At 66.8% G+C, this 21980-nt stretch carries 16 protein-coding genes and 2 pseudogenes; 14 read left to right on the top strand and 4 right to left on the bottom strand.

The features are described from left to right. The first annotated feature begins 1 nt into the window (after position 1). Together EPO13_08360 and EPO13_08355 are read left to right on the top strand one after the other, a co-directional pair. Positions 2-1081 (top strand): hypothetical protein, encoded by a 1080-nt coding sequence (locus EPO13_08360; GenBank protein TAK69204.1) that lies wholly within the window; start codon positions 2-4, stop codon positions 1079-1081. Further along, positions 1081-4431 (top strand): DUF4145 domain-containing protein, encoded by a 3351-nt coding sequence (locus tag EPO13_08355; GenBank protein TAK69203.1) that lies wholly within the window; start codon positions 1081-1083, stop codon positions 4429-4431. The genes EPO13_08360 and EPO13_08355 overlap by 1 nt, the downstream gene beginning before the upstream one ends. A 44-nt stretch (positions 4432-4475) precedes the next feature. On the opposite strand, the gene EPO13_08350 is transcribed toward EPO13_08355, so the two are convergent. Then, positions 4476-7868 (bottom strand): ATP-binding protein, encoded by a 3393-nt coding sequence (locus EPO13_08350; GenBank protein TAK69202.1) that lies wholly within the window; start codon positions 7866-7868, stop codon positions 4476-4478. A 21-nt stretch (positions 7869-7889) separates the two neighbouring features. Between EPO13_08350 and EPO13_08345 the strand changes: the two genes are divergently transcribed. From EPO13_08345 to EPO13_08315, 7 genes and pseudogenes are all read left to right on the top strand, one after another. After that, on the top strand, positions 7890-8084 hold the full coding sequence (locus tag EPO13_08345) for a hypothetical protein (protein TAK69201.1): 195 nt from the start codon (positions 7890-7892) through the stop codon (positions 8082-8084). Positions 8085-8533: 449 nt separating this feature from the next. Continuing rightward, positions 8534-9076, top strand: a pseudogene (locus tag EPO13_08340) (transfer protein Tra). Between the two features lie 83 nt (positions 9077-9159). After that, positions 9160-9588 carry a hypothetical protein gene (locus tag EPO13_08335; GenBank protein TAK69241.1) on the top strand — a complete coding sequence of 143 codons (429 nt, stop codon included), beginning with the start codon at positions 9160-9162 and terminating at the stop codon, positions 9586-9588. Further along, positions 9585-10838 (top strand): ATP-binding protein, encoded by a 1254-nt coding sequence (locus EPO13_08330; GenBank protein ID TAK69200.1) that lies wholly within the window; start codon positions 9585-9587, stop codon positions 10836-10838. Before EPO13_08335 ends, EPO13_08330 begins: the two co-directional genes overlap by 4 nt. Before the next feature lie 513 nt (positions 10839-11351). Next, complete coding sequence (locus EPO13_08325) at positions 11352-11948, top strand: hypothetical protein (GenBank protein TAK69199.1); 597 nt, start codon at positions 11352-11354, stop codon at positions 11946-11948. Next, entirely contained in the window at positions 11945-12931 is a 987-nt protein-coding gene (locus EPO13_08320; GenBank protein TAK69198.1) for a nucleotidyl transferase AbiEii/AbiGii toxin family protein, read from the top strand. Before EPO13_08325 ends, EPO13_08320 begins: the two co-directional genes overlap by 4 nt. Positions 12932-13136: 205 nt before the next feature. Next, positions 13137-13223: pseudogene (locus tag EPO13_08315) on the top strand (VOC family protein). A gap of 37 nt (positions 13224-13260) precedes the next feature. Here the strand turns inward: EPO13_08315 and EPO13_08310 are convergent. Then, the gene (locus tag EPO13_08310; protein ID TAK69197.1) at positions 13261-14886 is read right to left on the bottom strand and encodes a carboxypeptidase regulatory-like domain-containing protein; all 1626 of its coding nucleotides are present in this window, start codon (positions 14884-14886) and stop codon (positions 13261-13263) included. 559 nt (positions 14887-15445) lie between these two features. On the opposite strand from EPO13_08310, the gene EPO13_08305 reads away from it, so the two are divergent. The 5 genes from EPO13_08305 (at position 15446) to EPO13_08285 (ending at position 20239) form a co-directional block, all read left to right on the top strand. Continuing rightward, the gene (locus EPO13_08305; protein ID TAK69240.1) at positions 15446-16918 is read left to right on the top strand and encodes an MFS transporter; all 1473 of its coding nucleotides are present in this window, start codon (positions 15446-15448) and stop codon (positions 16916-16918) included. Between the two features lie 96 nt (positions 16919-17014). Next, the gene (locus EPO13_08300; protein TAK69196.1) at positions 17015-17527 is read left to right on the top strand and encodes a hypothetical protein; all 513 of its coding nucleotides are present in this window, start codon (positions 17015-17017) and stop codon (positions 17525-17527) included. Positions 17528-17873: 346 nt separating this feature from the next. Beyond that, positions 17874-18152 carry a GlsB/YeaQ/YmgE family stress response membrane protein gene (locus tag EPO13_08295; GenBank protein ID TAK69195.1) on the top strand — a complete coding sequence of 93 codons (279 nt, stop codon included), beginning with the start codon at positions 17874-17876 and terminating at the stop codon, positions 18150-18152. A gap of 26 nt (positions 18153-18178) precedes the next feature. Continuing rightward, positions 18179-19159, top strand: a complete 981-nt coding sequence (locus EPO13_08290) for an iron-containing redox enzyme family protein (GenBank protein TAK69194.1) — start codon at positions 18179-18181, stop codon at positions 19157-19159. 18 nt (positions 19160-19177) lie between these two features. Beyond that, on the top strand, positions 19178-20239 hold the full coding sequence (locus tag EPO13_08285) for a glycosyltransferase (GenBank protein TAK69193.1): 1062 nt from the start codon (positions 19178-19180) through the stop codon (positions 20237-20239). Here EPO13_08285 and EPO13_08280 read toward each other — a convergent pair. Together EPO13_08280 and EPO13_08275 are read right to left on the bottom strand one after the other, a co-directional pair. Then, entirely contained in the window at positions 20177-20422 is a 246-nt protein-coding gene (locus EPO13_08280; GenBank protein TAK69192.1) for a CDGSH iron-sulfur domain-containing protein, read from the bottom strand. The genes EPO13_08285 and EPO13_08280 overlap by 63 nt on opposite strands. Positions 20423-20719: 297 nt before the next feature. After that, a complete protein-coding gene (locus EPO13_08275) occupies positions 20720-21973 on the bottom strand; it encodes an MFS transporter (GenBank protein ID TAK69191.1) in 1254 nt (417 codons plus the stop codon). Between the last annotated feature and the right edge of the window lie 7 nt (positions 21974-21980).

Genomic DNA, 21980 nt, shown 5'->3' with positions numbered 1-21980 from the left:
CATGCCTGTTGAAATGAGGATGTGGCGCATCGACGGCGACGAGCCGAAGCCACTGACGACCTCCGTACTTCCCGCTGAGAAGGACCTGCACGCGTTCCTCAGGCGCGACCCATCGCTGCTCGGCGATCGCCTGCTGGTCATCGGTAGCGAGGTGATCACGCCGTACGGCCCGCGTCTTGACCTGCTCGCCATCGATGCCGACGGCAATCTCAATCTGTTAGAGCTGAAGCGCGACAAGACCCCGCGCGAGGTCGTGGCTCAGGTGCTCGACTACGGATCTTGGGTGTCGACCCTCTCTCGGGACGACATCATCGACATCGCCACCAAGCACCTCGACCAGCCCTTCGAGGCCGCGTTCGAGGACGTCTTCGGGACCGCACCACCGGATGAGCTGAATGGCGGCCTCAGCCTGACCATCGTGGCGACCGAGCTTGATGCCAGCTCCGAGCGCATCGTGAACTACCTGCGCGGGTTCGGCGTCCCGGTGAACGCGGTCTTCTTCTCCTATCTCGAAGACGACGGACGACGCTACCTCGCCCGATCGTGGTTGGCCGCCTCCGACGAGGACTCACCTGCCGCGCCCGCTGTCAGCAAGAAGAGCAAGCGTGCGACCTGGAACGGTGTCGACTGGTACGTCTCCTTCGGCGGCCACCGCATCTGGGAGGACGCACGCAAGTTCAACTTCATCTCGGCCGGTGCGGGCAAGTTCTACTCCCAGACGATCCGTTCCTTGCCCGAGGGTGCCCGTGTCTGGGTCAACGTCCCGGGCACCGGGTTCGTCGGTGTCGGGACGACCTTGGCTCCAGCCGACCGGTTCGAGAAGGCGCAGGTTCGGGTCGACGGCGAATGGATGCGCCTTGCCGAGCAGTCGTTGGCCACGGACTACGACTTCGCTATCGCTGACCTTGACGATGACGACGCCGAGTGGGTCGTCCCCGTCGAGTGGATCGATGCTCGCCCCCAAAGCGACGCCTACTGGGAGAAGGGCATGTTCGCCAGCCAGCACAGCGCCTGCAAGCTACGCCAGGAGTTCACCCTTGGGCGGCTCGCCGACCACTTCGGGATCGACAGCGACGACTGATGACCAACTTCGACTTCGTCCGTCAGACGCTGCCGTCGATCCACGACGACTGCAGGCGGGCCGAGTCGTACCTCTCCTCCGATCCCCGTTCTGCCTGCTTCTACGCCCGCCGAGTGGTCGAGGAGATCGTCACCTACCTCTACGACGTCCTGTCGTTGCGCACGCCGTACCGTGACGACCTGGCCGCGAAGATCAACGATGCGGCGTTCAAGGCGAAAGTGCCGCAAGGGATCACGCAGAAGCTCACCGCGATCCGTCGTATCGCCAACACCGCGGTACACGAGAGCCGTCAGATCCGCCCCGACCTGTCTCTCGCGGTCCTACGAGAGCTCTTCCACGTCGTCGTGTGGACGTCGTACCACCACTCCCCCCAGCCGAACGTGGTGCCGTTACAGGCGCAGTTCGAGCCGAAGCGGGCCGCGAGCGCCGCTCCTCTGTCGCGGGAGGAGGTGGGGCGGCTCGCCGCGAGGTTCAAGGCACGGGACGAAGCCCATGCGAAGGCACTCGCCGAGAAGGACGAGCGCCTCGCCGCCCACGAGGTCGAGATCGCCGCGCTGAAGGCGCAGATCGCGGCCGCCCAGGCCGTAGCGAGGCCCGACGACCACGACTACAACGAGACCGACGCGCGCGACCTGTTCGTCGACGTCCTGCTCCGCGAAGCCGGCTGGCCGCTCGACCAGCAGCGCGACCGTGAGTATGGAGTCACCGGCATGCCAACCGCGGGAGGCACCGGCTTCGCCGACTACGTGCTCTGGGGCGACGACGGACTGCCCCTCGCGGTGGTGGAGACCAAGCGGACCGCGAAGTCACCCGAGGTCGGGCAGCAGCAGGCGAAGCTGTACGCCGACTGTTTGGAGAAGCAGTTCGGTCGTCGGCCGGTGATCTTCTACTCCAACGGCTACGAGCACCGGATCTGGGACGATGCAGGTGGCTATCCGCCGCGCGAGACGCAGGGCTTCTACACCCGCGACGAGCTGGAACTGCTGATCCAGCGACGCCGGACCAGGCTCCCGCTCGCGACCGCTGCGGTGACCACGGACATTGCAGGTCGGCCCTATCAGGTCCGGGCGATCAAGGCGGTCGGCGACGCGTTCGACCGCAAGCAGCGCGAGGCTCTGCTGGTCATGGCCACCGGCTCCGGCAAGACCCGGACCACCATCGCCCTTGTCGACCTGCTGCAGAAGGCGAACTGGGTCAAGCGAGTGCTGTTCCTGGCTGACCGGTCCGCGCTGGTGGCGCAGGCAGCCAACGCGTTCAAGGCCCATCTTCCTGGGTCGACGACGGTCAACCTGGTGACCGAGAAGGTCACGGACGGGCGCGTCTACGTCTCGACGTATCCGACGATGATGAACCTCATCGACGACCTGGACGACGGTAGGCGTCGCTTCGGACCGGGGTACTTCGACCTCATCGTGATCGACGAGGCACACCGATCGGTGTACGCGAAGTACGGCGCGATCTTCGACTACTTCGACTCGATGCTCATCGGCCTGACCGCGACACCGAAGGACGAGGTCGACCACAACACCTACCGGCTGTTCCACCTCGAAGACGGCGTCCCCACCGACAGCTACAGCCTCGACGAGGCCGTCGACGCCGGATACCTCGTACCGCCCAAGGCCATCAGCGCCGGCACCCAGTTCCTTCGCTCGGGCATCAAGTACGACGACCTCACCGAGGAAGAGAAGGACCAGTGGGACGCACTCGACTGGGGTGAAGACGGACCGCCCGAGGAGGTCGGCGCCGAGGAGCTCAATCGGTTCCTGTTCAACGAGGACACGGTCGACAAGGTCCTGGAAACGTTGATGACGCAGGGCTACCGGGTAGCGGGCGGCGACCGGCTCGGCAAGACGATCGTCTTCGCGAAGAGCCAGAAGCACGCCGAGTTCATTGAGAAGCGCTTTAACGTCGCCTACCCCGAGCTCGCCGGACACTTCGCGCGTGTCATCACGCACAGCACGCCGTACGCCCAGTCGCTGATCGACGACTTCTCGATCAAGGACAAGGCGCCGCACATCGCGATCAGCGTCGACATGCTCGACACCGGCATCGACGTGCCCGAGGTCGTCAACCTGGTGTTCTTCAAACAGGTGCGCTCGAAGTCGAAGTTCTGGCAGATGATCGGTCGTGGCACCCGGCTCTGCCCCGACCTGTTCGGACCGGGTGAGGACAAGCAGGACTTCTTCGTCTTCGACTTCTGCGGCAACCTCGAGTACTTCAGCCAGGACCTGCCAGGATCCGAGGGGCAGATCCAGAAGTCACTCTCGCAGCGGCTCTTCGAGGCCCGCCTCGGTCTCGTGACCGCTCTCGGCGACGCCGAACCGGATCTGCGGTCATCCACAGCGGCGACACTGCACGAGATCGTGGCCGGGATGAGCCTCGGCAACTTTGTGGTGCGAAAGCACCGCAAGGCCGTCGAGATGTTCGCGGACGCGGATGCCTGGAAGTCGCTATCCCCAGCTTCTGCTGAGGCCGCTCTCGGACTCGCCGGGCTGCCGTCATCGGTTCGTGACGACGACGAGGACGCCAAGCGCTTCGACCTGCTCGTGCTGCGCCGCCAGCTCGCGCAACTCGACGGTGATGCCGTCCTCGCCGAACGACTGCGCGAGACCATCCAGGACATCGCCGCCGCACTGTTCGGCAAGACCACGATCCCGTCCGTCGCCGAGCAGGCCGTCCTGCTGGAGTCCGTCGCCGGTGACGAGTGGTGGATCGACGTCACGCTACCGATGCTGGAACTGGCTCGGCTGCGGATCCGTAGCTTGGTGCGTTTTATCGAGAAGACCACACGAAATCCGGTCTACACCGACTTCGAGGACGTCCTCGGCGACGGTGTCGAGGTCGTGCTGCCCGGCGTTACGCCCGGCACCAACTACGAGCGTTTCAAGTCCAAGGCCGAGGCGTACCTGCGCGAGCATCTCGACAACCTCGCCCTCCAGCGACTCCGGCGGAACAAGCAGCTTACGTCCGACGACCTCACCGAGCTGGAGCAGATGCTCATCGCCTCCGGTGGCCAGCAGGTCGACCTCGCGTGGGCCAACGAGCAAACCGGCGGCCTGGGCATCTTTGTGCGCGGGCTGGTCGGACTCGACCGCGCGGCCGCGATGGAGGCCTTCGCCCACTACCTCGACGGCACCGTGTTCTCGGTCGAGCAAGTTCGCTTCGTGAACCTGATCGTCGACGAACTGACCAAGAACGGCGTCATGGAGCCGAAGCGCCTCTTCGAGTCGCCCTACACCGACCACGCCCCCACCGGCCCGGACAGCTTCTTCCCCGACGCCGACGTGGACGTGATCGTCGAGACGCTGAACGGCATCAAGCGCACGGCCGTTCCTGAGGAAGTCGCGTGACCCGAGCGGCCAAGGGTTTTCACCGGTCCGCCTTGAATCAGCTGCTACCCGAGACCGACGACCTGGCCGGATACTTGAACACGACTCTGGAGGATTCCTCGGAGCGAATCAGAGATTCCTCGCTCCGTGGCCTTGTAGCTCACGTTGCGTTCACTTACGACTGCTTGCACAAGCCGAAGTCCACGTCCTGCTGTGTAGCGCTCGACAAGATCCCCGCGCATGTACAGGAAGTAAGACCCGAAGCCAGGACCGTCTGCACGCCGGAAGATGGTTGCCAACCTGTTCTTCTGGTCGAGCATGTCCGAGCTGCCGCCAGCGACGCGCAGATTCAGAGCCTCGGCGATCGGCGGCGCTGGGAACACCACGCCGCCAACCTGATTGAGCTGGCTGTGGTAATCCTCCCATGACCAGCGCCGACACGAGTCCTCAACTGGTACGCCGCGTCTCCACCCGCTGTCGAAGTAGTCAAACGCCCGATCGTTGAGGCGCTTCGGCACACCATGTTCATTTCGAACGTCGCTGCCGTAGGTCTCCGACCAGGGAATCTCGCCGTGGTAGGTGTAGTAGTCGGCTCCGGTCTCCGGGAATCCTCGATCACCGAGCTCACGGCCGGACGCGACCTCCTTGCGCATCTGCTCGACAGATCGAGGAGGGACAAAAACGGACGTCACCCAGCCTCGCACCTCGCGTCCGTCAGTTTTCCCTTCGTGCATCGCGGCGTCGAGAAGCACCCAGTCGCCAACCACTCCGTCGACTTCAGGCAGGCGGAGGATGCTCACATAGTCGGGGGTTTGACCATCCGCGATCCATTTGTGAAGGTCAACGGGCGACTGAGCGAAGACATCGTCGTGCGATGGGCTCCACTTCGGGATCTCCGCTGGAAAGGACGGGTCGATGTCACTGTCGGAGGGCCTGGGCTCGTGGAAGTACTCGTCCTTGAACTTTCCCTCGGCGCGCCGAAGTCCATACATCTCGAAGAAGGCGATCCACGAGTACTTCTTGCCGTAGCGATCAACCCGATGCCCGTCTCGCCTGTACTCCAGGTGGCCAACGATGATCTTGTCCACGTCGTTGAAGTGCGCCGTGGAGTACCCGAGCCGACGCATGCGGTCAGCGATCTGTTTTCGAACGCCCGCGTACTCCTTGTGCTTGAAGTCGTAGTTGCCGCGGTCATCCACGAGGCGACCAATCGTGTAGTTGCCGAAGTCCATATGGATCGCGTGTTCAGGGTCGTCGACGTCGCGCTTCCGGATCCGGGAAACCGGACGAAATGGCGAGACGGCGTGACCAGGAGATGGCATCAGCAACGAGCGGTCCGAAGGGGAGAGCGCCCTCGGACGGAGCTTCAGAAGGATCTGCAGCACACCGATCGCATATCCGCGGGTGAGCGCATGCCAAGTTGAGTGAGGGGACCCCGGGCGGAGGACCTGCTCCAGCAGGAGACGCGCAAGGCCGACCAGGTCGTCGCTAAAGTTCGACTTGCGGTTCTCCGTCGCCCAGACGCGCATGCAAACGCCGTAGCAGGCGGCAAGGACACGCTCGGTGACGTACGGGTCACCGAGCAACAAGACCGCCGACACCTCGTCGAAGAGCCGCCGTGGATGCGCCTCGCCCATGAGAACGAGTGCGCGAGTTGCTCGATCGCGAATCAGCCGGTCCGTTGTGGTGAGCAGCAAAGCGGTTATCCGGATCGCGTGGGCAGTAACCTCCGCGTCCACCTTGCTGTGCTCCTCGCGCTCGGCCCACGCCAGAAGGCGAACGAGATTGGAATCGGGATCTGCCGTTCGCACGAACTCCGACCACTCGACATCTCGCTCTGGCATCGACATCGAGGCGAGCCTGTCAATCAGCCAGCCGGCACCGAGCGGGTGCCCGTCACGCATGGCAAGGCCAACGACTACTTCGTAGACACGCGAGCGTAGTTCCTTTTCAGGTCGGCGCAGCAGGAACTCGACTATCCATTTTGTCTCTGGACCGAAACTTGATGAGGGGCGCCAGTAGAGGCCCTCAAGAAACACGTCAACGACCGGATGAACGAGTCGACGCTCCTTCGGAAGGTAGACGAGAAGCTCGGCGGGAGCCCCGTCACGCTCCGCCATCCGTCGCACGCGTTCGGGAAACTCAATCATGAGAGCTGAGGCGATACCCGGCTCGGCGAACTCGCGGCCCCAGTCGTCCACCACGAACACCGCACCGAGGCGCTGATCCTTGTAGAAGCACCGACGCACCCGCGCTTCGCTTGTCGTATCCAGGTGCGCGTCCAGGAGATGCCGCGCCACGAGGTGATCCGAGAAGCGCTGATACGGAAGCACGAGCACGTCGACGTAGCCGCCGTCTTGATAGCGGGAGTGTCCGATGAGAAGGCCAGCCGTCTTCATCGAGTCGATGATGGCGGATGCCTCCGGCAGGGTCGCTGCAGTGCAGGCTCGCACCTCGCCAAGCGCCTCGTCCCAGCTGAGCCACTCCCTGCGCTCCCTCGCGAGGACGCCAGCAAGGCCAGCGCGTCCATTGCGTGGGTCTCCCTTCATGATGTGCCAGCACGAGAGTTTCGAGATGTTGTGCGCCTTCTCAACCTCCTCGCCCACCTCCTTGACGAACCGCTCAAGGACATACGTCATGCTCTTCTGCCCCGATGCAAGATCCCGCAGGTGACTCTTCTGCGAGCGCTTCCCGAGATCCTTGATCCCCTCGCACATCAGACGTAAGAAGAGTGGTCGCGAGTACTCCGATGTGAGGAGGGGGACGTGGAGAGCCGGCAGGTCGTAGTACTTGAAGAACTCAAGTTGCGCATCAAACTCCTGCTCCTCGAAGCCCGGGTGACGAAGCACAGTCATCCTTTTGCGAGCGGCGTCCACGATCAAACTCGAATCGAATGGAGTGCGGCAAGAAACGACGAGCCCGACGTTCTCCATGTCCGCGACGGCACGCACGAGCCCGGGCAGCGCGCGGCGCCAGGTGTCGCGGTCGGACTCGTTTAACGCGTCGATCATGATCAGCGCTCGGCGTCCAGCCTCCTTCGCCTTGGCATCGAGGAGCGACATCAGCGCCTCACCGCTCGGCGCCAGCCCAGTGTTCTCGGCAATCGCGTCGAGAGGTGGGATGTCAGTCCTCAGTGCGTTCGCGAGCACCACCACCGTCGGCGTTCCGTCGTCGATCGCCTGGATCGCGTAGTCACAGAGAAAGTGTGTCTTGCCGGTGCCCCACTCCCCCAGAAGCAGTATCGAGGAGCCGTCCGCGACAAGGTCCCCTTCATGGCCGTCGGCGAACTCCGCCACCTCGTAGAGCGCGTCCTCTAGGCGTCGGATGGCCGCGAGGCGCGACTGCACACGGTCACGTTCGCTCGAACGAGCCTTCTTCTCTTCGTCGGATTCGGCTTCGGGCTGGGTTCCCTCCAGCGCCCAGAGGCGCGCCCGGAGCTCAGTTTCGGTAGTGGACAACCGCCCTCTGACGGATCGGAGATGACGGCGCAGACCGCGCAGGGCGGCCTTTCGGCCGACAACCGTGTCGGCCGAAGCGAGGGCATCGAGGTCCGCGATGCTGCGCTGAAAATTTGCTATGCGTCGCGCAAACAGCCCGTTCGCGAAGCGGTCATCCCGCTCATGGGCCTTGCGAAGCTCGCCTGCCAGCGCCTGAACCCGCTCGCGAAACGCTGAGCCTTGGGCCAACGCGTTACCGGCCTGCTGAAGGGGCACGATCGCGAGGTTCGGCGCTCGGGGATCGAGGGACGGCCCGTATCTTGGACCAGCAGAGCGCAGGGTCCGAGTGGCGACTCCGCTGAGCTCGCTCAGCAGGTCATTACCTCGAGAGTTCGTCATGTTTGTGCTCCAAAATTCCACGCCGCCGGGTCTGTTATCGCGCTACCACGTCCTTCGAATACCGCGATTCTCCTCGCCGCCTCCGACATCCAACGGCCTCCCACGCCACGTCCTCCCAGCCAGACGCACCTCTTTATCCACCGCCCCGTCCCCTGGCCACTCGCGTCCTGCGCGCGGCCGTTTGGGATGCGACGATGACGATCCACAAGCTCTCGGCCCGGCCGGGATATGCGTACCTGACCCGGTAGGTCGCTGCACTCGACTCGACGGAGGAGGGTGCCGCTCCCCTGGCCGACTACTGCTCGGCGAAGGCCGAGCCGCCCGGGGGTTGGGTCGGCTCCGGGCTCGTCGGGATCGACTCTCTGGAGGCCGGTGAAGTCGTGACGGCCAAGCAGATGAAGCACCTGTTCGGTACCGGGTCGCACCCGCTTACGGACGAGCCGCTCCGGGCGGCGTGCAAGATCTACGACAACACCGGTATCGACGGGTTCAACGCCGAAGTCGCCAAGCGAGTCCGCGACACGGGCGAGTCACGGCCGCCGCACGACGTGCGCGCCCGAGTGCGCTCGGAGGTCGCCCAGCGGTTCGTCGCCGATCATGGGCGAGCCGAAGAAGTGCGCGAGCTGTCGGACGCGCTGGCTCGTTACGCCCGCCCACGGCAGACGGCGGTAGCCGGGGTCGACCTGACCTTCTCGCCGGTGATGTCGGTCCCGGCTCTGTGGGCGGTCGCACCTCCCTACGTGGCGCGGGTGATTGAGGCGGCGCACGATGCCGCGGTACGCGACGCGCTCGCTGTCATCGAGCGGCAGGCGCTGTTCACCGGGGAGGGCGCGACGGTGCCCGGCAGGTCGAGACCCGTGGGCTGGCTGCCACGTCGTTCACCCACCGTGACTCCAGGGCCTGAGACCCCGACCTGCACACCCACGTCGCGGTCGCCAACAAGGTGCAGACCCGGCAGGGCGAGTGGCTGTCGGTCTACGGCACGGCGCTGTTCGAGCACGCGGCGAGTTCAACTGGTCGACACAACACCGCGTTGGAGCGGCAGCTGGTCGAGGCGCTCCGGGGAGTGCGTCGAGCGACCCGGGGCATCGACAGGCTCGCCCGCCGGAGACCGCACGCGGCCGGTGCGGGAGAGCTCCGGGGTGCCGGCCGCGCTGAGCGAGCGGTGGTCGGAGCGACGCACGGCGACCGGCAAGGCAGACGCCGTCGTCCGGCTACCGCGCGAGCAGTAGGCCTGACCTGCGCTTATGCAGAAGCGCGGACCGGTAGTAGGCAAAACGTCGAGCGTCCTGTATGCAAAATAGAAGGTGAGTGTCATGCAATCTGTAGGATAGGACTATGACCGCTTACCTCCCCCGTGTCGCCGATGGCGAACTGGAGCGGCGGCTGCGCGCTATCGGAGCCGTGGTGATCGAGGGGCCAAAGGCGTGCGGCAAGACGTGGACCGCCTCCCAGTTCGCCACGACCACCTTCAGGCTCGACGAGGATCCCGCCATCCGGGCCCTGATCCGGAATGCGCCCGAGCAGCTGTTCGAGAGCCCAACGCCGATCCTCTTCGATGAATGGCAGGTCGAGCCCACGCTCTGGAACCGCGTGCGCCGCCAGGTCGACGACCGCCAAGGCAAGGGCCTGTACATCCTTACCGGCTCTGCCACTCCGAACGACGATGCCACCAGACATTCCGGGGCAGGCCGCTTCGGCGTGATCCGCATGCGTCCCATGAGTCTGTTCGAGTCGAAGCACTCCAACGGCGACGTTTCACTCGCCGCCTTACTCGAAGGTGAATCACAGCAGGGCAACGGCCAGCACCTCTCGTTCATCGACGCGGTTGAGCGCATAGTGATCGGCGGCTGGCCCGAACTGCTCAACTCCGAGGAGGACGAAGCCCGCAACTGGCTCCGCGACTACCTCCGTCAGGTCGCCGAGATCGACGTACAGGGGCTCGGAACGCGCCGAAACCCCGGCAACATTCGCAGACTCCTCGCCTCGCTCGGCCGTGCCGTGGGTCAATCGACGAAATCCACCGAGATTGCCAAGGACGTAGGCGGCGACGACGGTCCAATCGCCCGCGACACGCTCGCCAACTACTTGAACGCCCTCGAACGGCTCCACATCATCGACGACTCAGAGCCATGGCGTCCGCACATGCGGTCCCGGGCGCGGCTTCGCCAAGCACCAGTCCGCTACCTCGTCGATCCATCGTTGGGCCTCGCCGCTCTTGACATCGGCAGCACCGAACTAATGCGCGACCTGAACGCGCTGGGCCTGCAATTCGAAGCGCTCGTCGTGAGAGACCTGCGGGTCTACGCCCAGCCGCTCGGTGGCACGGTCGACTCGTGGCGTGACTCCAACGGGCACGAGGTCGACGCCATCGTCAACGTTCGCGACGACAAGTGGGGAGCCTTCGAGATCAAGCTCGACCACGACGCCGTCGACGAGGCAGCCGGATCTCTATTGCGCTTCGCAACAAAGGTGGACACGAGCAGGCACGGCGAGCCCGCCTTCCTCGGAGTCATCATCAGCAGCGGCTCCTACGCCTACCGCCGCAATGACGGCGTCCACGTCATTCCGATCGGCTGCCTTGGGCCATGAGCACGCCGCTTCCTGCGAAACCATCACCGGAGGTGACCTCGATGCCGGCCGCTGAGTTCAGCGAGTTCTCGTACGGATACGCCGTCGTACGCCAGGCCGTGGACCTACCGCTCTACGACGACATCTGACAGAGGCCAGACGGCCTGATTCCGCAGAAGATCGCCAAGAGCGGAAATGGTTGGGCGCGGTGGCGCCCGCTCGGGACGATGGAGTCATGGATGAGCCCGACGACTCTGAACATGACTGCGCGTTCTGCCTCGGGCGTGAGGCAGCGCATCGAGGCGAGCCGTCGACCTCGAACCCCTACCCCCCTACGGGCGCAGAGGTCGGCTCTATCGAGAGGTACGAGTCAGACCACGGTCTCTGGGACGCCGGTCACCACATCGGCTCGATGGAGCCGGATGGGGTGCCGTGGTACGCGCAGCCCGAGCCCGTGAAGGGCTCGTAAGGCTGGGCCAGTGGGCCGTGCAGGCGACTGGCCGGGATGTCACGTTCCCGGTATGCTTCCGTGACATGACGATGCTGTCGCCCGCTGCGGTGATCCGAGAGACGCCGGAGAAGTCCTTCGTCCGTGTGGACAGGCTTCCCGGCTCCTCGACCGCTGCCCGGAAGGCGGCTTCGCGTGCGGTGACGGACGGCCTGCTCCTGCCGGTCCGACGGGGGCTGTACTACCGGGGGCGTCGGACCCGATACGGCGTGGTCGCCCCCCGCCCCGAGGATGTTGCTCGCGCGGTGCTCGGCACCCGTGGCATCGGTCCGGCCGGCTACTCCGCCGCTCGCGCCTGGGGGGTGACCACCCAGCTCCCCCCGGTGTGGCATGTGGCGACCCTGCGGACGGTCGACCCGATCGACGGTGTCGTCCAGCACGACCGCAAGAACCTCGCTCGCGCAGACCTAAACGAGAAGGAGATCGCGCTGCTGGAACTCCTGCGCTCTCCCGAGGTCTACGTCGAGGCGGGCTGGGACGCGCTTGTCGCGAAGGTCCGAGCCTCGTTGCGTGCCGGCGAGATCAGAGCCGAGCGACTGCGTGAGGCTGTACACGGCGAGTACAACCGGGCCGTTCGCGACAACTTCGCTCGGCTCGACGAGACGTTGGCGGTCGCAGTGTGAGTGAGCAGCTGCGTCGCAACCTCGACGACCTCGATGCCCTGGCCGCCCGGACCGCTGCGGCCCGAGAGTTGCCCGCACCGTACGTCGAGAAGGACTTTTGGGTCACCGAGGTGCTCCGCGCCGCCGCCGTCGATCGGGTGGTTGCCATGCCCGACGGCTCGACCGCGCCCGTGACGTTCTTGTTCAAGGGCGGCACCAGCCTCAGCCGCGTCTTCGGGATCGTGGACCGCTTTTCCGAAGACGTCGACCTGCTCGCAGTCTTTCCCGATGGGCCGTCACCCAGGGCCCGTCACGACGTGCTCAAGCAGGTCGACACCGACGTGATCGCACACCTGGGCCTCACCAACGATGACGTGACCCACGGCGCCTCAACAACTGGCGTGAAGCGCCACACGACCTACAACTACCCCGTGACCGAGTACGACAACGGACTCAAGGAAGGCGTGCTGCTTGAACTCGGCAGCCGCGGCGGCACCTACCCCGCCGGACCACACTCCTACCGTTCAATGGTCGCCGACTACGCGATCACCGACCTCGGCGAGACCGAGGACACCTGGGAGGAGTTCGCCAGCTTCAAGATCAACGTGCTCGCGCCCGAACGAACACTGCTGGAGAAGATCGCCGCCGTTCACGACGCCGCCATCCGTGGCGATACCGCGACACTGCTCAAGCACGGTCGACACTTCTACGACATCGACCGACTCCTCAACACCAGCAGCGTCACCGACGCACTCGACGCGCTCGGCGCGAGCGGCCTCGCAGATCTGGTCGAGGACATCAACGCCCACAGCGACGAGGCCGGCTTCTCCTGGAGCCCACGTCCCGCTGGCGGGTACGCCGACAGCCCGGCCTTCGCCCGGACCGCCGATGTGCGTGAGGCAATCCGCACCGGCTTCGAGGCGGCTCAGGCCCTCATCCGCGGCGATCGGATCAGCCTCGACGACGTCACCACGACCGTCCTGACGAACCGCGAAAGGCTGTGATCCCGTGTTTCCCTGGCGTACCAATGCATGTCCAGCGACTTCACCGGACGTTTCCGAGCGCGACCTTCACGGCGACGAGCTCGCCGAGGTCACCGCGCTCGTCGCAGGCTGAGGCGCTCCCTCACCCATCCAGCAGGTCTCACCGCTCGTCGTCGACCAACTCCGGCAACTCGTCGGCGAGGTCCCCCAGCTGCGAGTCGCCACCGTGACCCTGGGCCTCGAAGTCGAGGGAACCGGATCCGTCGCAGGCGAGTTCGTGGAGACCGTCTGCGGTATTCCGGACGCACACTGCTGCCGGCGTCGCGCCTGGACCCAGGCAACGTAAGCGGTCAGCGGATCTGGATGACCAGCCGCGCATTGCTGCCCTGGTATCGAGCCGGGCCGCTGCTGTAGGACGCCCTGACCTCCAGCCTGCCACCCTTGGGAATCGCCCGTCCCGAGGGCAGCACGAGCTTCGCCTTCGCGACCCCGTGCTTCACGTTGGATACCGCCACGACCTTGTTCCCCACCAGGAATCGCACGACGCCCAAAGGCACCGATTCAGCAGATCCCACCGCGGCAACCAAGGTCACGGTTCGACCTGGCTTCGCCTTTCCCTTCTTAGTCAAGGTGGTGGTCGTGCGCGCCAGGTCCGGCCCGGGCAGCAACGATGAGCTCGGCTGCATCGTCGGAGATCCGGCGTACGCCACGGAGACGTGAGACAGGTAGCGACCGGCAACAACACTCGCGACGCCGTTCACCAAGGGGACCGTGGCGATCTGGCCGGTGCCGACCGAGAGGGTCACGTTCCCCGTCGGGATTCCCCCGGGCGATTCCACCCGGACGTCGTACCGGACGCGGTTGTTTCCGCCGGCGAGTGCGACCCAGCTTGATCTCGTCTGCATCGTCGTGACATGCGGCACAGTCAGCTGGACGTCGGCCCGTCCGATCTCGATTCCAGGAGCCGGCGAGTAGCTCGCGGTGATACTCCGGCTGCCGCCGTGCGGCAGCCGAATGTCCTGCTGCACTTGGCCGTTGCGAAGGTCGAGCACGGCAAAGACCTCGGTACCGTCCCGCAGGATCACCTGCCCCTCGGCTTTGACCCGAGAGTCCAGTGAAACGCCGACGACGAAGTACGCCACGCCCGACGCCGACACCGACGTCGAATAGAACGCCACGCGGACGCCGTAGTGGAGGACGAAGTCGACGCCGGAGGTGACCGAACCAGCAGTGACGCCGGTCTCGGCCGCGCCGAACGGTGTCGGACTGCCTCCCACGCAGACCGGTGCCCAATACGCCTGGGGTCCGTCGGCGCAGACCAGCACGTTGCGTGCGGGCAAACCTGACAGCAGGTAGTTGCCGTCGTCGTCGGTTTCGACTGCCGAGATGAGATCCCCGGCGTTGGTGAAGGCATAGGCATGGGCACCGGCGAGTGCCCGGCCGCCAGAGGCGGCGTCACCGCTGATATGCCCCGCGACGGCAGCCCCGGGACTCAACCGGACCGGCTGCAGCGTGAGAGCGTTGCCGGTCGAGGTGACAACCGAAGCCCACCGAGGAGCCACCGTTCCGTACGGCGATCCCGTGACGTACCAGGCGGTCGCCAGATTTCCTGCCGGGTCGACGTACGCCACCAGGTAACTGCCAGCCGACAACCCGCCGATGGTGAACGCGCCGGCGCTATCGCTCTCGGCGATCGGTTCGTCATCGTCGAGCGCACTGACCGCCGCGCCCTCGGTACCGACGGACGAGGCGAGTTCGCTCACCGCGGCCGCCTCGGCCTCGTCGTCGTCCACCCGAACGGCGACAACGGCGATTCCCTCCAGCGGATCTCCGGTCGAATCGAGAACCGTCCCGCTGATGGACCCACTGCCGGCCGCCCAGGCCGGTGCCGTGCTACCGAGCATCGCGGTGATCACCGCGATCACGACCGCCGCAACGACCGACATCCGGCCGAACTGTGCTGACCTGCTGCGCATGGGTTCCCCCCGGGAGAGTCCGGTGCCTGATCACCGGACGACCTTCGTAACAGGACGTCACCAGCGAGGAGAAGCGCTCCGTGATCGATACGCCCGCCCGTGGTCGATTCCGGTACGAACGGCCTAGCCCGATCGGAGCAGATCCGCACCACGGCAACGCCACGTCATCGGCGTCGAGCCACGGGACCACTGGGCGTCACGAGTACCCAGCGCTGCACAACACTTGACGAATCCACCGCCAACGGCCGCGCCCCAACCGCGCTTGACGATCGAACGGCGGGGACCAACCGCGCTCGACGATTCGAGGGCCGACGTTCCCCAAACCGTGCTTGACGGATCGACACAGGGTGGCCGCCCGACCTTGCCCACGATCACGACCGCGGTGCGCCAACCGTGCTTGACTATTAACGGCCAGCGGTGTTCCGACCAGGCTTGACGATCGTGGCGAAGCCGGAAGCCAACGCTGCTTGACTATCCCGGCCGGCCGGCGACCGGAACGATCGCTCCGGTCCGCGGTACAGTGACGCCCATCGAGGTCGCCGAGCCGGGGGAGGTCGCCATTCCACCGCCGGCCCACCGCACCCATCACCAGCGGACGTTCGCGCTGCTGGCGACCGGCATCGGTGCCTTCGCCCTGCTGCAGTCCCTGGTCGTCCCTGCCCTGCCGGTGTTCCAACAGAGCATGGGGACCTCTCAGGCGGCGGTCACCTGGATGCTGACGGCGTACCTGCTGTCGGCGTCGGTGTGCACTCCGATCATCGGGCGCCTCGGGGACATGAAGGGGAAGAAGCGCCTCTTCGTCATCACGCTGATCGTCCTCGGCGTCGGGACGGTTCTCTCCGCCTTCGCGACCACGCTCCCGATCATGATCGTGGGCCGGGTCATCCAGGGCATGGGAGGCGGTTTGCTCCCGCTGGCGTTCGGCATCATCCGCGACGAGTTCCCATCGGAGAAGGTGCCGAACGCGATCGGGTCGATGGCCGCGCTCACCGCCGTCGGCATCGGGTTCGGCATCGTCTTGGCCGGGCCCATCGTCGACCTGCTCAGCTATCACTGGCTGTTCTGGTTCCCGATGATCCTCATCGTCACCTCCACGATCGGGACGGCGCTGTTGGTCCCGGAATCGCGGGTGCGGGCCGCCGGCCGGATCAACTGGACGGCCGCGGTGCTGCTGTCGGTGTGGCTGGTGGCGCTCCTGTTGGCCATCAGCCAGGCACCGACCTGGGGGTGGCTCGCGCCCGGGACGCTCGGCCTGCTCGGCTGCGCCGTCGTCGTCGCCGCCCTGTGGGTCGCCGTCGAGGCCCGCTCGGCACATCCGCTGATCGACCTGCGGATGATGACGATCCGCGCGGTCTGGACCACCAACCTCGTCGCGCTGCTGTTCGGGATGGCGACGTACGGGACCTTCGGCTTCCTGCCCGCGTTCCTGCACACCTCGCCCGAGGCTGGCTACGGCTTCGCCGCACCGGTGTCCGAGTCCGGCCTGATGCTGCTGCCGCAAGCGATCATGATGTTGCTGCTGGGGATGTGCGCTGGACGGCTCGCGCAACTCATCGGCTCGCGAACCGTCCTCATGCTGGGCGCCGCGATGGCCATTGCCCCGTTCCTCATGCTGGTGTTCTTCAACGACCAGAAATGGCAGATCTACCTGGCGACCGCCTTCCTCGGCATCGCCATGGGGATGGCCTTCGCCGCGATGGCCAACCTGATCGTGCAGGCCGTGCCACCGGACCAGACCGGCGTCGCCAGCGGCATGAACGCCAACATCCGGACCATCGGCGGCGCGCTGGGTACCGCCCTGATGGCCACCATCGTGACCGCCGGAGTTGCTCCGGGCGGTGTCCCGGAGGCGGCCAGCTACGACCGCGGGTGGAGCTTCCTGTGTCTGGCCACCGCGTTGAGCGTCGCGGCCGGCTTCCTCATCCCGCGCTTCCCCGCTCCCCCGGGCGGCACCGAGCCCGACGTCGAACTGCGCCACGCCGAACTGGCGATCGTGGCGGGCGGCACCGTCGTCGGCGACGACCCGGAGTAGCCGACCCGTTCGTCCTGGTCGCCGCAATCCCGCAACACCGGGCACCACCGCCGGACAGCTGCCTATGCTCGAAGCCGGACTACCGACAGGGGGACCATGGCCGCCGAATCCACCCACCAGCACTTCGTCCGAGGCCTCGTCGCAGTGCACGAGCAGCTGCGAAGTGGCGCGGAGCAGGTACGTCAGCTTGCCGCGGCCTCCAGTCCTCACCAAGGGGCGCAGCTTGCCTCCGCGGTTGACGGATTCACCGAAACGCTGCTGGACCATCACCGATCCGAGGACGTCTTCTTCTTCCCTGCCTTTCGCGCTGCGGCTCGGTTGTCGCGCAACGACTCGGAATTCCTCGACCTCCGCGACGCCGAACATGTCCCGATCCACCGGCTTGCCGTTGAGCTTCGCGACCTGCTCCCCCAGTTCGACGGACGACGAGTCCCGACGCAGCTCGAGCATCGAGTGACCGCGAACATCACCGAGCTGGGCGAACTGTCACTGCCCCACTTCGCCGAAGAGGAACGAGTTCTCACCGCGGACCACCTCGCAACCATGATCACTGACCGGGAACTCGGCAACGTCTACCGGGACATGGGCCGCAACTGGAACCGCACCTGAGGATCGGCCCGCACAAGGGCGGCCCGTACGCCGGGGCCCGCTGCGCTCCGGGCACCGCTTCGGTCGGCCGCCGGCAGTGACCGGAGCAGCTCCCGCCACGCCCACGGACGACGCGGTCGCCGTGGGCGTGCGCGACGGCCCGTCGCCCCCGGTCCCCCTGGCTTGTCTTGCCGGACGGCCGCGGCCCGTCATGCCGCGCGTCCGCCGCCCGCGGCGGGCGGGGTTGGCCGGACTGCGGCCGGCGTGATGGCTGGTCGCGTTTCGCCCCACGGGTTGCCGGGGAAGACCTCCGCCGTCGATGTACCGCGCCGCAGGGCGCCGTCCCGATCCAACTCGGAGGAACGACATGATCGGCTTCATCATCGGTCTGCTCATCGTGGGCCTCATTGCGGGGGCACTTGCTCGGCTGCTGGTCCCCGGGCGGCAGGACATGTCGATCCTCATGACCATCGTGCTGGGCATCATCGGATCGTTCGTCGGCGGCTTCCTCGGCTACCTGATCTTCCACAAGGACGCGAGCGAAGGCTTCCTGCAGCCGGCCGGGATCATCGGCTCGGTGATCGGGGCAGTCATCGTGCTGCTGCTGTGGGGCTGGCTGTCCAACCGGACCGCCGTACGCCGGTAACGCCGGCCTCAGCCGGAATCGCGACGATGCGTACCCCGCTGGCGAGGGGCCCCATCAGCGAGGCCGTCATTGGAGTGGTCCGTGGTCGCCAGCCCATGGGCCACTCCGTCTCCCAGGCGATAGCCGATAGCCCCGATCCCTTGTCCGACAGCGATCTGCAGCTCGCCTTGGCCGTGTCGTACGAACTGAACTACGGCGGCTTCGTCGACGAGGTGGGCGAGCCGGAGTGGGATGAGACGCAGCTGGCGCTACGGCGGCAACTGGAGACCGCCTTCGCGTGCGCCCTGCACTCGACGGTGCAGCAGCCGACGCCCTCCGAGGAGCCGGTGGCACGGCAGCTACGCCGCGTTGTCGAGGGCACCCCAGGTCCGCCGCTGTCGTCGTTCCTGCAGCGCACGGCCACCGCGAGCCACTACCGGGATCTGCTGACGCAGCGCGCCGTCTATCACCTGCGGGAAGCCGATGCGCACACCTGGGGCATCCCCCGATTGCGCGGGCGTGCCAAGTCGGCACTGGTCGAGATTCAACTGGACGAGTACGGCAGCGGGGTTCCGGGCCGCGCCCACGCGGCGCTCTTTGCCGCCACCATGCGCCAGTTGGGCCTCGATGACACCTACGGCGCCTCCTGGGATGTCGCCTTCGCCGAGACCCTCGCGGCCAACAACCTCATGTCGTTCTTTGGCTTGCACCGCAAGCACGTCGCCGCACTCGCCGGGCATCTCGCGGCCCTGGAACTCACCTCGACCGTGCCGAACCGGCGCTACGCCGCGGGTCTGCGACGGCTCGGGTTCGGCGCGGACGCGACGGCGTTTTTCGACGAACACGTCGTAGCCGACGCCTTGCACGAACAGGTCGCGGCTGTCGATCTGTGCGGGTCGCTGGTCCGCGACGACCCCGGCGCGCTTGGCGACGTGCTCTGGGGTGCGGCAGCGTGCGTGGAGCTGGACGCGCGGGCTTCCCACGCCCTGTTCCGCCGCTGGCAGTCGTCCAGCGTCGGCGCGGCGTGACCGCCGGACGGCCTGGGCATGACGACGACCGAACTCGACGTGGACTACGTCCTGCCGCTTCGCTGGCAGGACGACCGCGACCTGGCCGACCTCGCCGAATACCTGCGCGGGATCTCGCCGTACGTCCGGATCATCGTCGTCGACGGCTCCGACGAGGAATTGTTCCGTAGCCACTGCCGGACCCTGGACGAGATCGCGGACGTCGTACGGCCGTGCTTCGCCGGCCGCAACGGCAAGGTCACCGGCGTCCTCACCGGCCTCGCCCGCTGCCACAGCGAGCACGTCGTCATCGCCGACGACGACGTCCGGTACAACCCGTTCAGTTTGGCGGCTGTCGTCGCGGCACTGGCCGACGCGGATCTCGTCGGACCCCAGAACTACTTCTCTCCGTCCCCGTGGCACGGTCGCTGGGACACCGCGCGTTCGCTGCTGAATCGCTGCTTCGGCGCGGACTATCCGGGCACTTTCGCCGTACGCCGCTCTCGTTTCGTGGCAATGGGTGGCTACAGCGCCACGGTCCTGTTCGAGAATCTCGAACTCATGCGGACGGTACGCGCGGCCGGCGGCCGGGTGAGCCGCCCCCTCGGAATCTACGTCGAACGCCGTCCGCCGAGTTCCGCCAAGTTCTTCTCGCAACGCATCCGGCAGGCCTACGACGACCTCGCGCAGCCGCCGCGTGCAGCGCTGTTCCTGGCGGTCGTCCCCGCTGTGCTCGTCACAGCCCTGCGTCGCCCTGGCTGGTTGATACCGGCCGCTGCGGCGATCGTCGGGATGGCCGAGGTCGGCCGGCGCCGCGCCGGCGGCCGGTCCGTCCTACCGGCATCCGGCAGCCTGCTCGCGCCGCTGTGGGTGCTCGAACGCGGCATCTGCAGTTGGCTCGCGGTCGGCTGTCGCTGGCGGTACGGCGGCGTCCGTTTCGGACCGCACCGCCTTCGGCGGGCGGCGCATTCGAACCGGGAACTGCGCGCCATGGCTCGGCATCGACGCGACGCACTGCTAGCCGAGCCCGAAGAAGGCTCAGGCCGGCCGGTGCGGCCGCTGATCGAGACCGTCGTCGGAGAACCGGCTGCCCTGATGTGAGCCGTCGCAGAACGGTTTGGTCGAGGAGAAACCGCAGCGGCACAACGCAACGGTGCGGCGACCCGGTTCGATGAGACGGCCGTCGGCGTCGCGGATCTCGAACTCGCCCCGCAGGACCAGCGGTCCGTCGCGGTACGGCGTAATGCTGGCCCCACGCGTCGGCTCGCCCACGGCTGCGGGCATTCCCGGGCCGCGGGGGCGTCAAACGGGAGGGACGAGACTGATCAGGACGCGTCAGCGGTGCGCACCGGATCGACGGCAGCGTCACGACGGCGTTCCGCGACGGTGTGGTCGAGCACCGGAATGAGCCCGACCAACAGCGCGATCTGCTTCTCGTCCCTGGTGGTGGCCATGACGGGTCCCCTCATCAACGTGGTCCCTCGTCGAACACGACTCACCGTAGTCGCCCTGGCACGCACCGGCGGCTGTCGTCAGGCAGCTGCGACACGACTGCGACCGGCGTGACCAGACTGCGACACGTCACATTTCGTCGAGCGCCCGCAGCCGGCTTCGGAGTTCATGGCCAGGCCACAACCGCACCATCAGCCCCAGCGCGAGCAAGCCGACGACGCCGCCCACCACGACCGCGAACGCCGGCGAGGTGAGGTCCGCGATCCAGCCGGTGAGCAGGAAGCCGAGCGCCGAGGTCAGGGTGAAGCCCGCACCCGCGATCCCGGCGACTCGCCCGCGCTGTGACGGCGGAGTGAGGATGTTGGTGAAGGCCATCAGGGAGACGACGAAGGCCGACAACACGCCCGCGGCGCACCACAGCAACGCGGTCACCGCGACGGTAGGGCTGCCGGCCGTCGCCAGCATCGGCAGCGTGCACGCCACCGCGAACGGGAAGACCAGGTCCAGTTGCACCAGGGGCCGTTGCCGGCCGATGAGGACGCTGCCGACCGCGGCTCCGGCCAGGCTGATCGCCATCAACGCGCCGCCCCACTCGTCGCCGACACCCTGGTCTCGCGCGTAAGCCAGGGCCGCCGCCTCCGGCGCCACCAACGGCCAGGCCATCAGGCAGGCCAACAGGACGACGGACCGGCGGGACCGGTCGCGGGCCAACAGCACCGCGCCCTCGCGCAGATCCGACAGGAGGACCAGCAGCGACGGCTCGCCCACCAGCGCGGCCGGACGCGGCTTCAACGTCAAGGAGAGAATGAGGAATGACGCGGCGAACGACACGGCGTCCAGCGCCAGCGCCACCTGCGAGCCGAGCAGGTTCACCACGACGGCGCCCAGGGCGAGCCCGATGATCTGGTTGATCAACGTCAACGAGCGCGTCATCCCCATGCCGGCCGCGATCTGATGGGCCGGCAGCACGTCGGGCACCGTCGCCGTACGCGCCGCATCGAACGGCGCGGTGAACAACTCGGCGACGAAGAGGATGGCGAACGGCACCCAGAGCGGCACGCCGGTGACCACCGTCAGTGCCATGAACGCGACGATGAGGGCGCGGGCGGCGTCGGCGACGAGCATGACGCCCCGCCGGGACAGCCGGTCGGCGAGCGGGCCGAGCAACGAGCCGCCGAAGACCGCGGGGACCGCGCCGACGGCGAATGCCGCCGCGGCCCCCAGCGCCGACCCGGTCCGGTCCAGCACGAGCAGGGCCAGCGCTACCCGGGCGACCTGGTCACCGGATTCGCTGGCCACCTGGGCGGCCACAATGCCGCGGAACTCGCGGTGCGCGAGGACGTCCCGGTACCGGACCGGACTCGCCCCCGACTGCACGCTCATCTCCGCC

The organism is Actinomycetota bacterium, assembly GCA_004297305.1.
In the GTDB taxonomy this organism is placed as follows: domain Bacteria; phylum Actinomycetota; class Actinomycetes; order S36-B12; family FW305-bin1; genus FW305-bin1.
The sequence above is the reverse complement of the archived record's forward strand: the minus strand, read 5'-3'. Positions and strand labels throughout refer to the sequence as shown.

Coding starts and splice junctions, on each gene's coding strand:
- EPO13_08360 (TAK69204.1), top strand. CDS start 2: ATGCCTGTTGAAATGAGGATGTGGCGCATCGACGGCGACGAGCCGAAG.
- EPO13_08295 (TAK69195.1), top strand. CDS start 17,874: ATGATCGGCTTCATCATCGGTCTGCTCATCGTGGGCCTCATTGCGGGG.
- EPO13_08310 (TAK69197.1), bottom strand. CDS start 14,886: ATGCGCAGCAGGTCAGCACAGTTCGGCCGGATGTCGGTCGTTGCGGCG.
- EPO13_08285 (TAK69193.1), top strand. CDS start 19,178: ATGACGACGACCGAACTCGACGTGGACTACGTCCTGCCGCTTCGCTGG.
- EPO13_08330 (TAK69200.1), top strand. CDS start 9,585: ATGACCGCTTACCTCCCCCGTGTCGCCGATGGCGAACTGGAGCGGCGG.
- EPO13_08355 (TAK69203.1), top strand. CDS start 1,081: ATGACCAACTTCGACTTCGTCCGTCAGACGCTGCCGTCGATCCACGAC.
- EPO13_08290 (TAK69194.1), top strand. CDS start 18,179: ATGCGTACCCCGCTGGCGAGGGGCCCCATCAGCGAGGCCGTCATTGGA.
- EPO13_08345 (TAK69201.1), top strand. CDS start 7,890: ATGACGGCGCAGACCGCGCAGGGCGGCCTTTCGGCCGACAACCGTGTC.
- EPO13_08325 (TAK69199.1), top strand. CDS start 11,352: ATGACGATGCTGTCGCCCGCTGCGGTGATCCGAGAGACGCCGGAGAAG.
- EPO13_08275 (TAK69191.1), bottom strand. CDS start 21,973: ATGAGCGTGCAGTCGGGGGCGAGTCCGGTCCGGTACCGGGACGTCCTC.
- EPO13_08300 (TAK69196.1), top strand. CDS start 17,015: ATGGCCGCCGAATCCACCCACCAGCACTTCGTCCGAGGCCTCGTCGCA.
- EPO13_08280 (TAK69192.1), bottom strand. CDS start 20,422: ATGCCCGCAGCCGTGGGCGAGCCGACGCGTGGGGCCAGCATTACGCCG.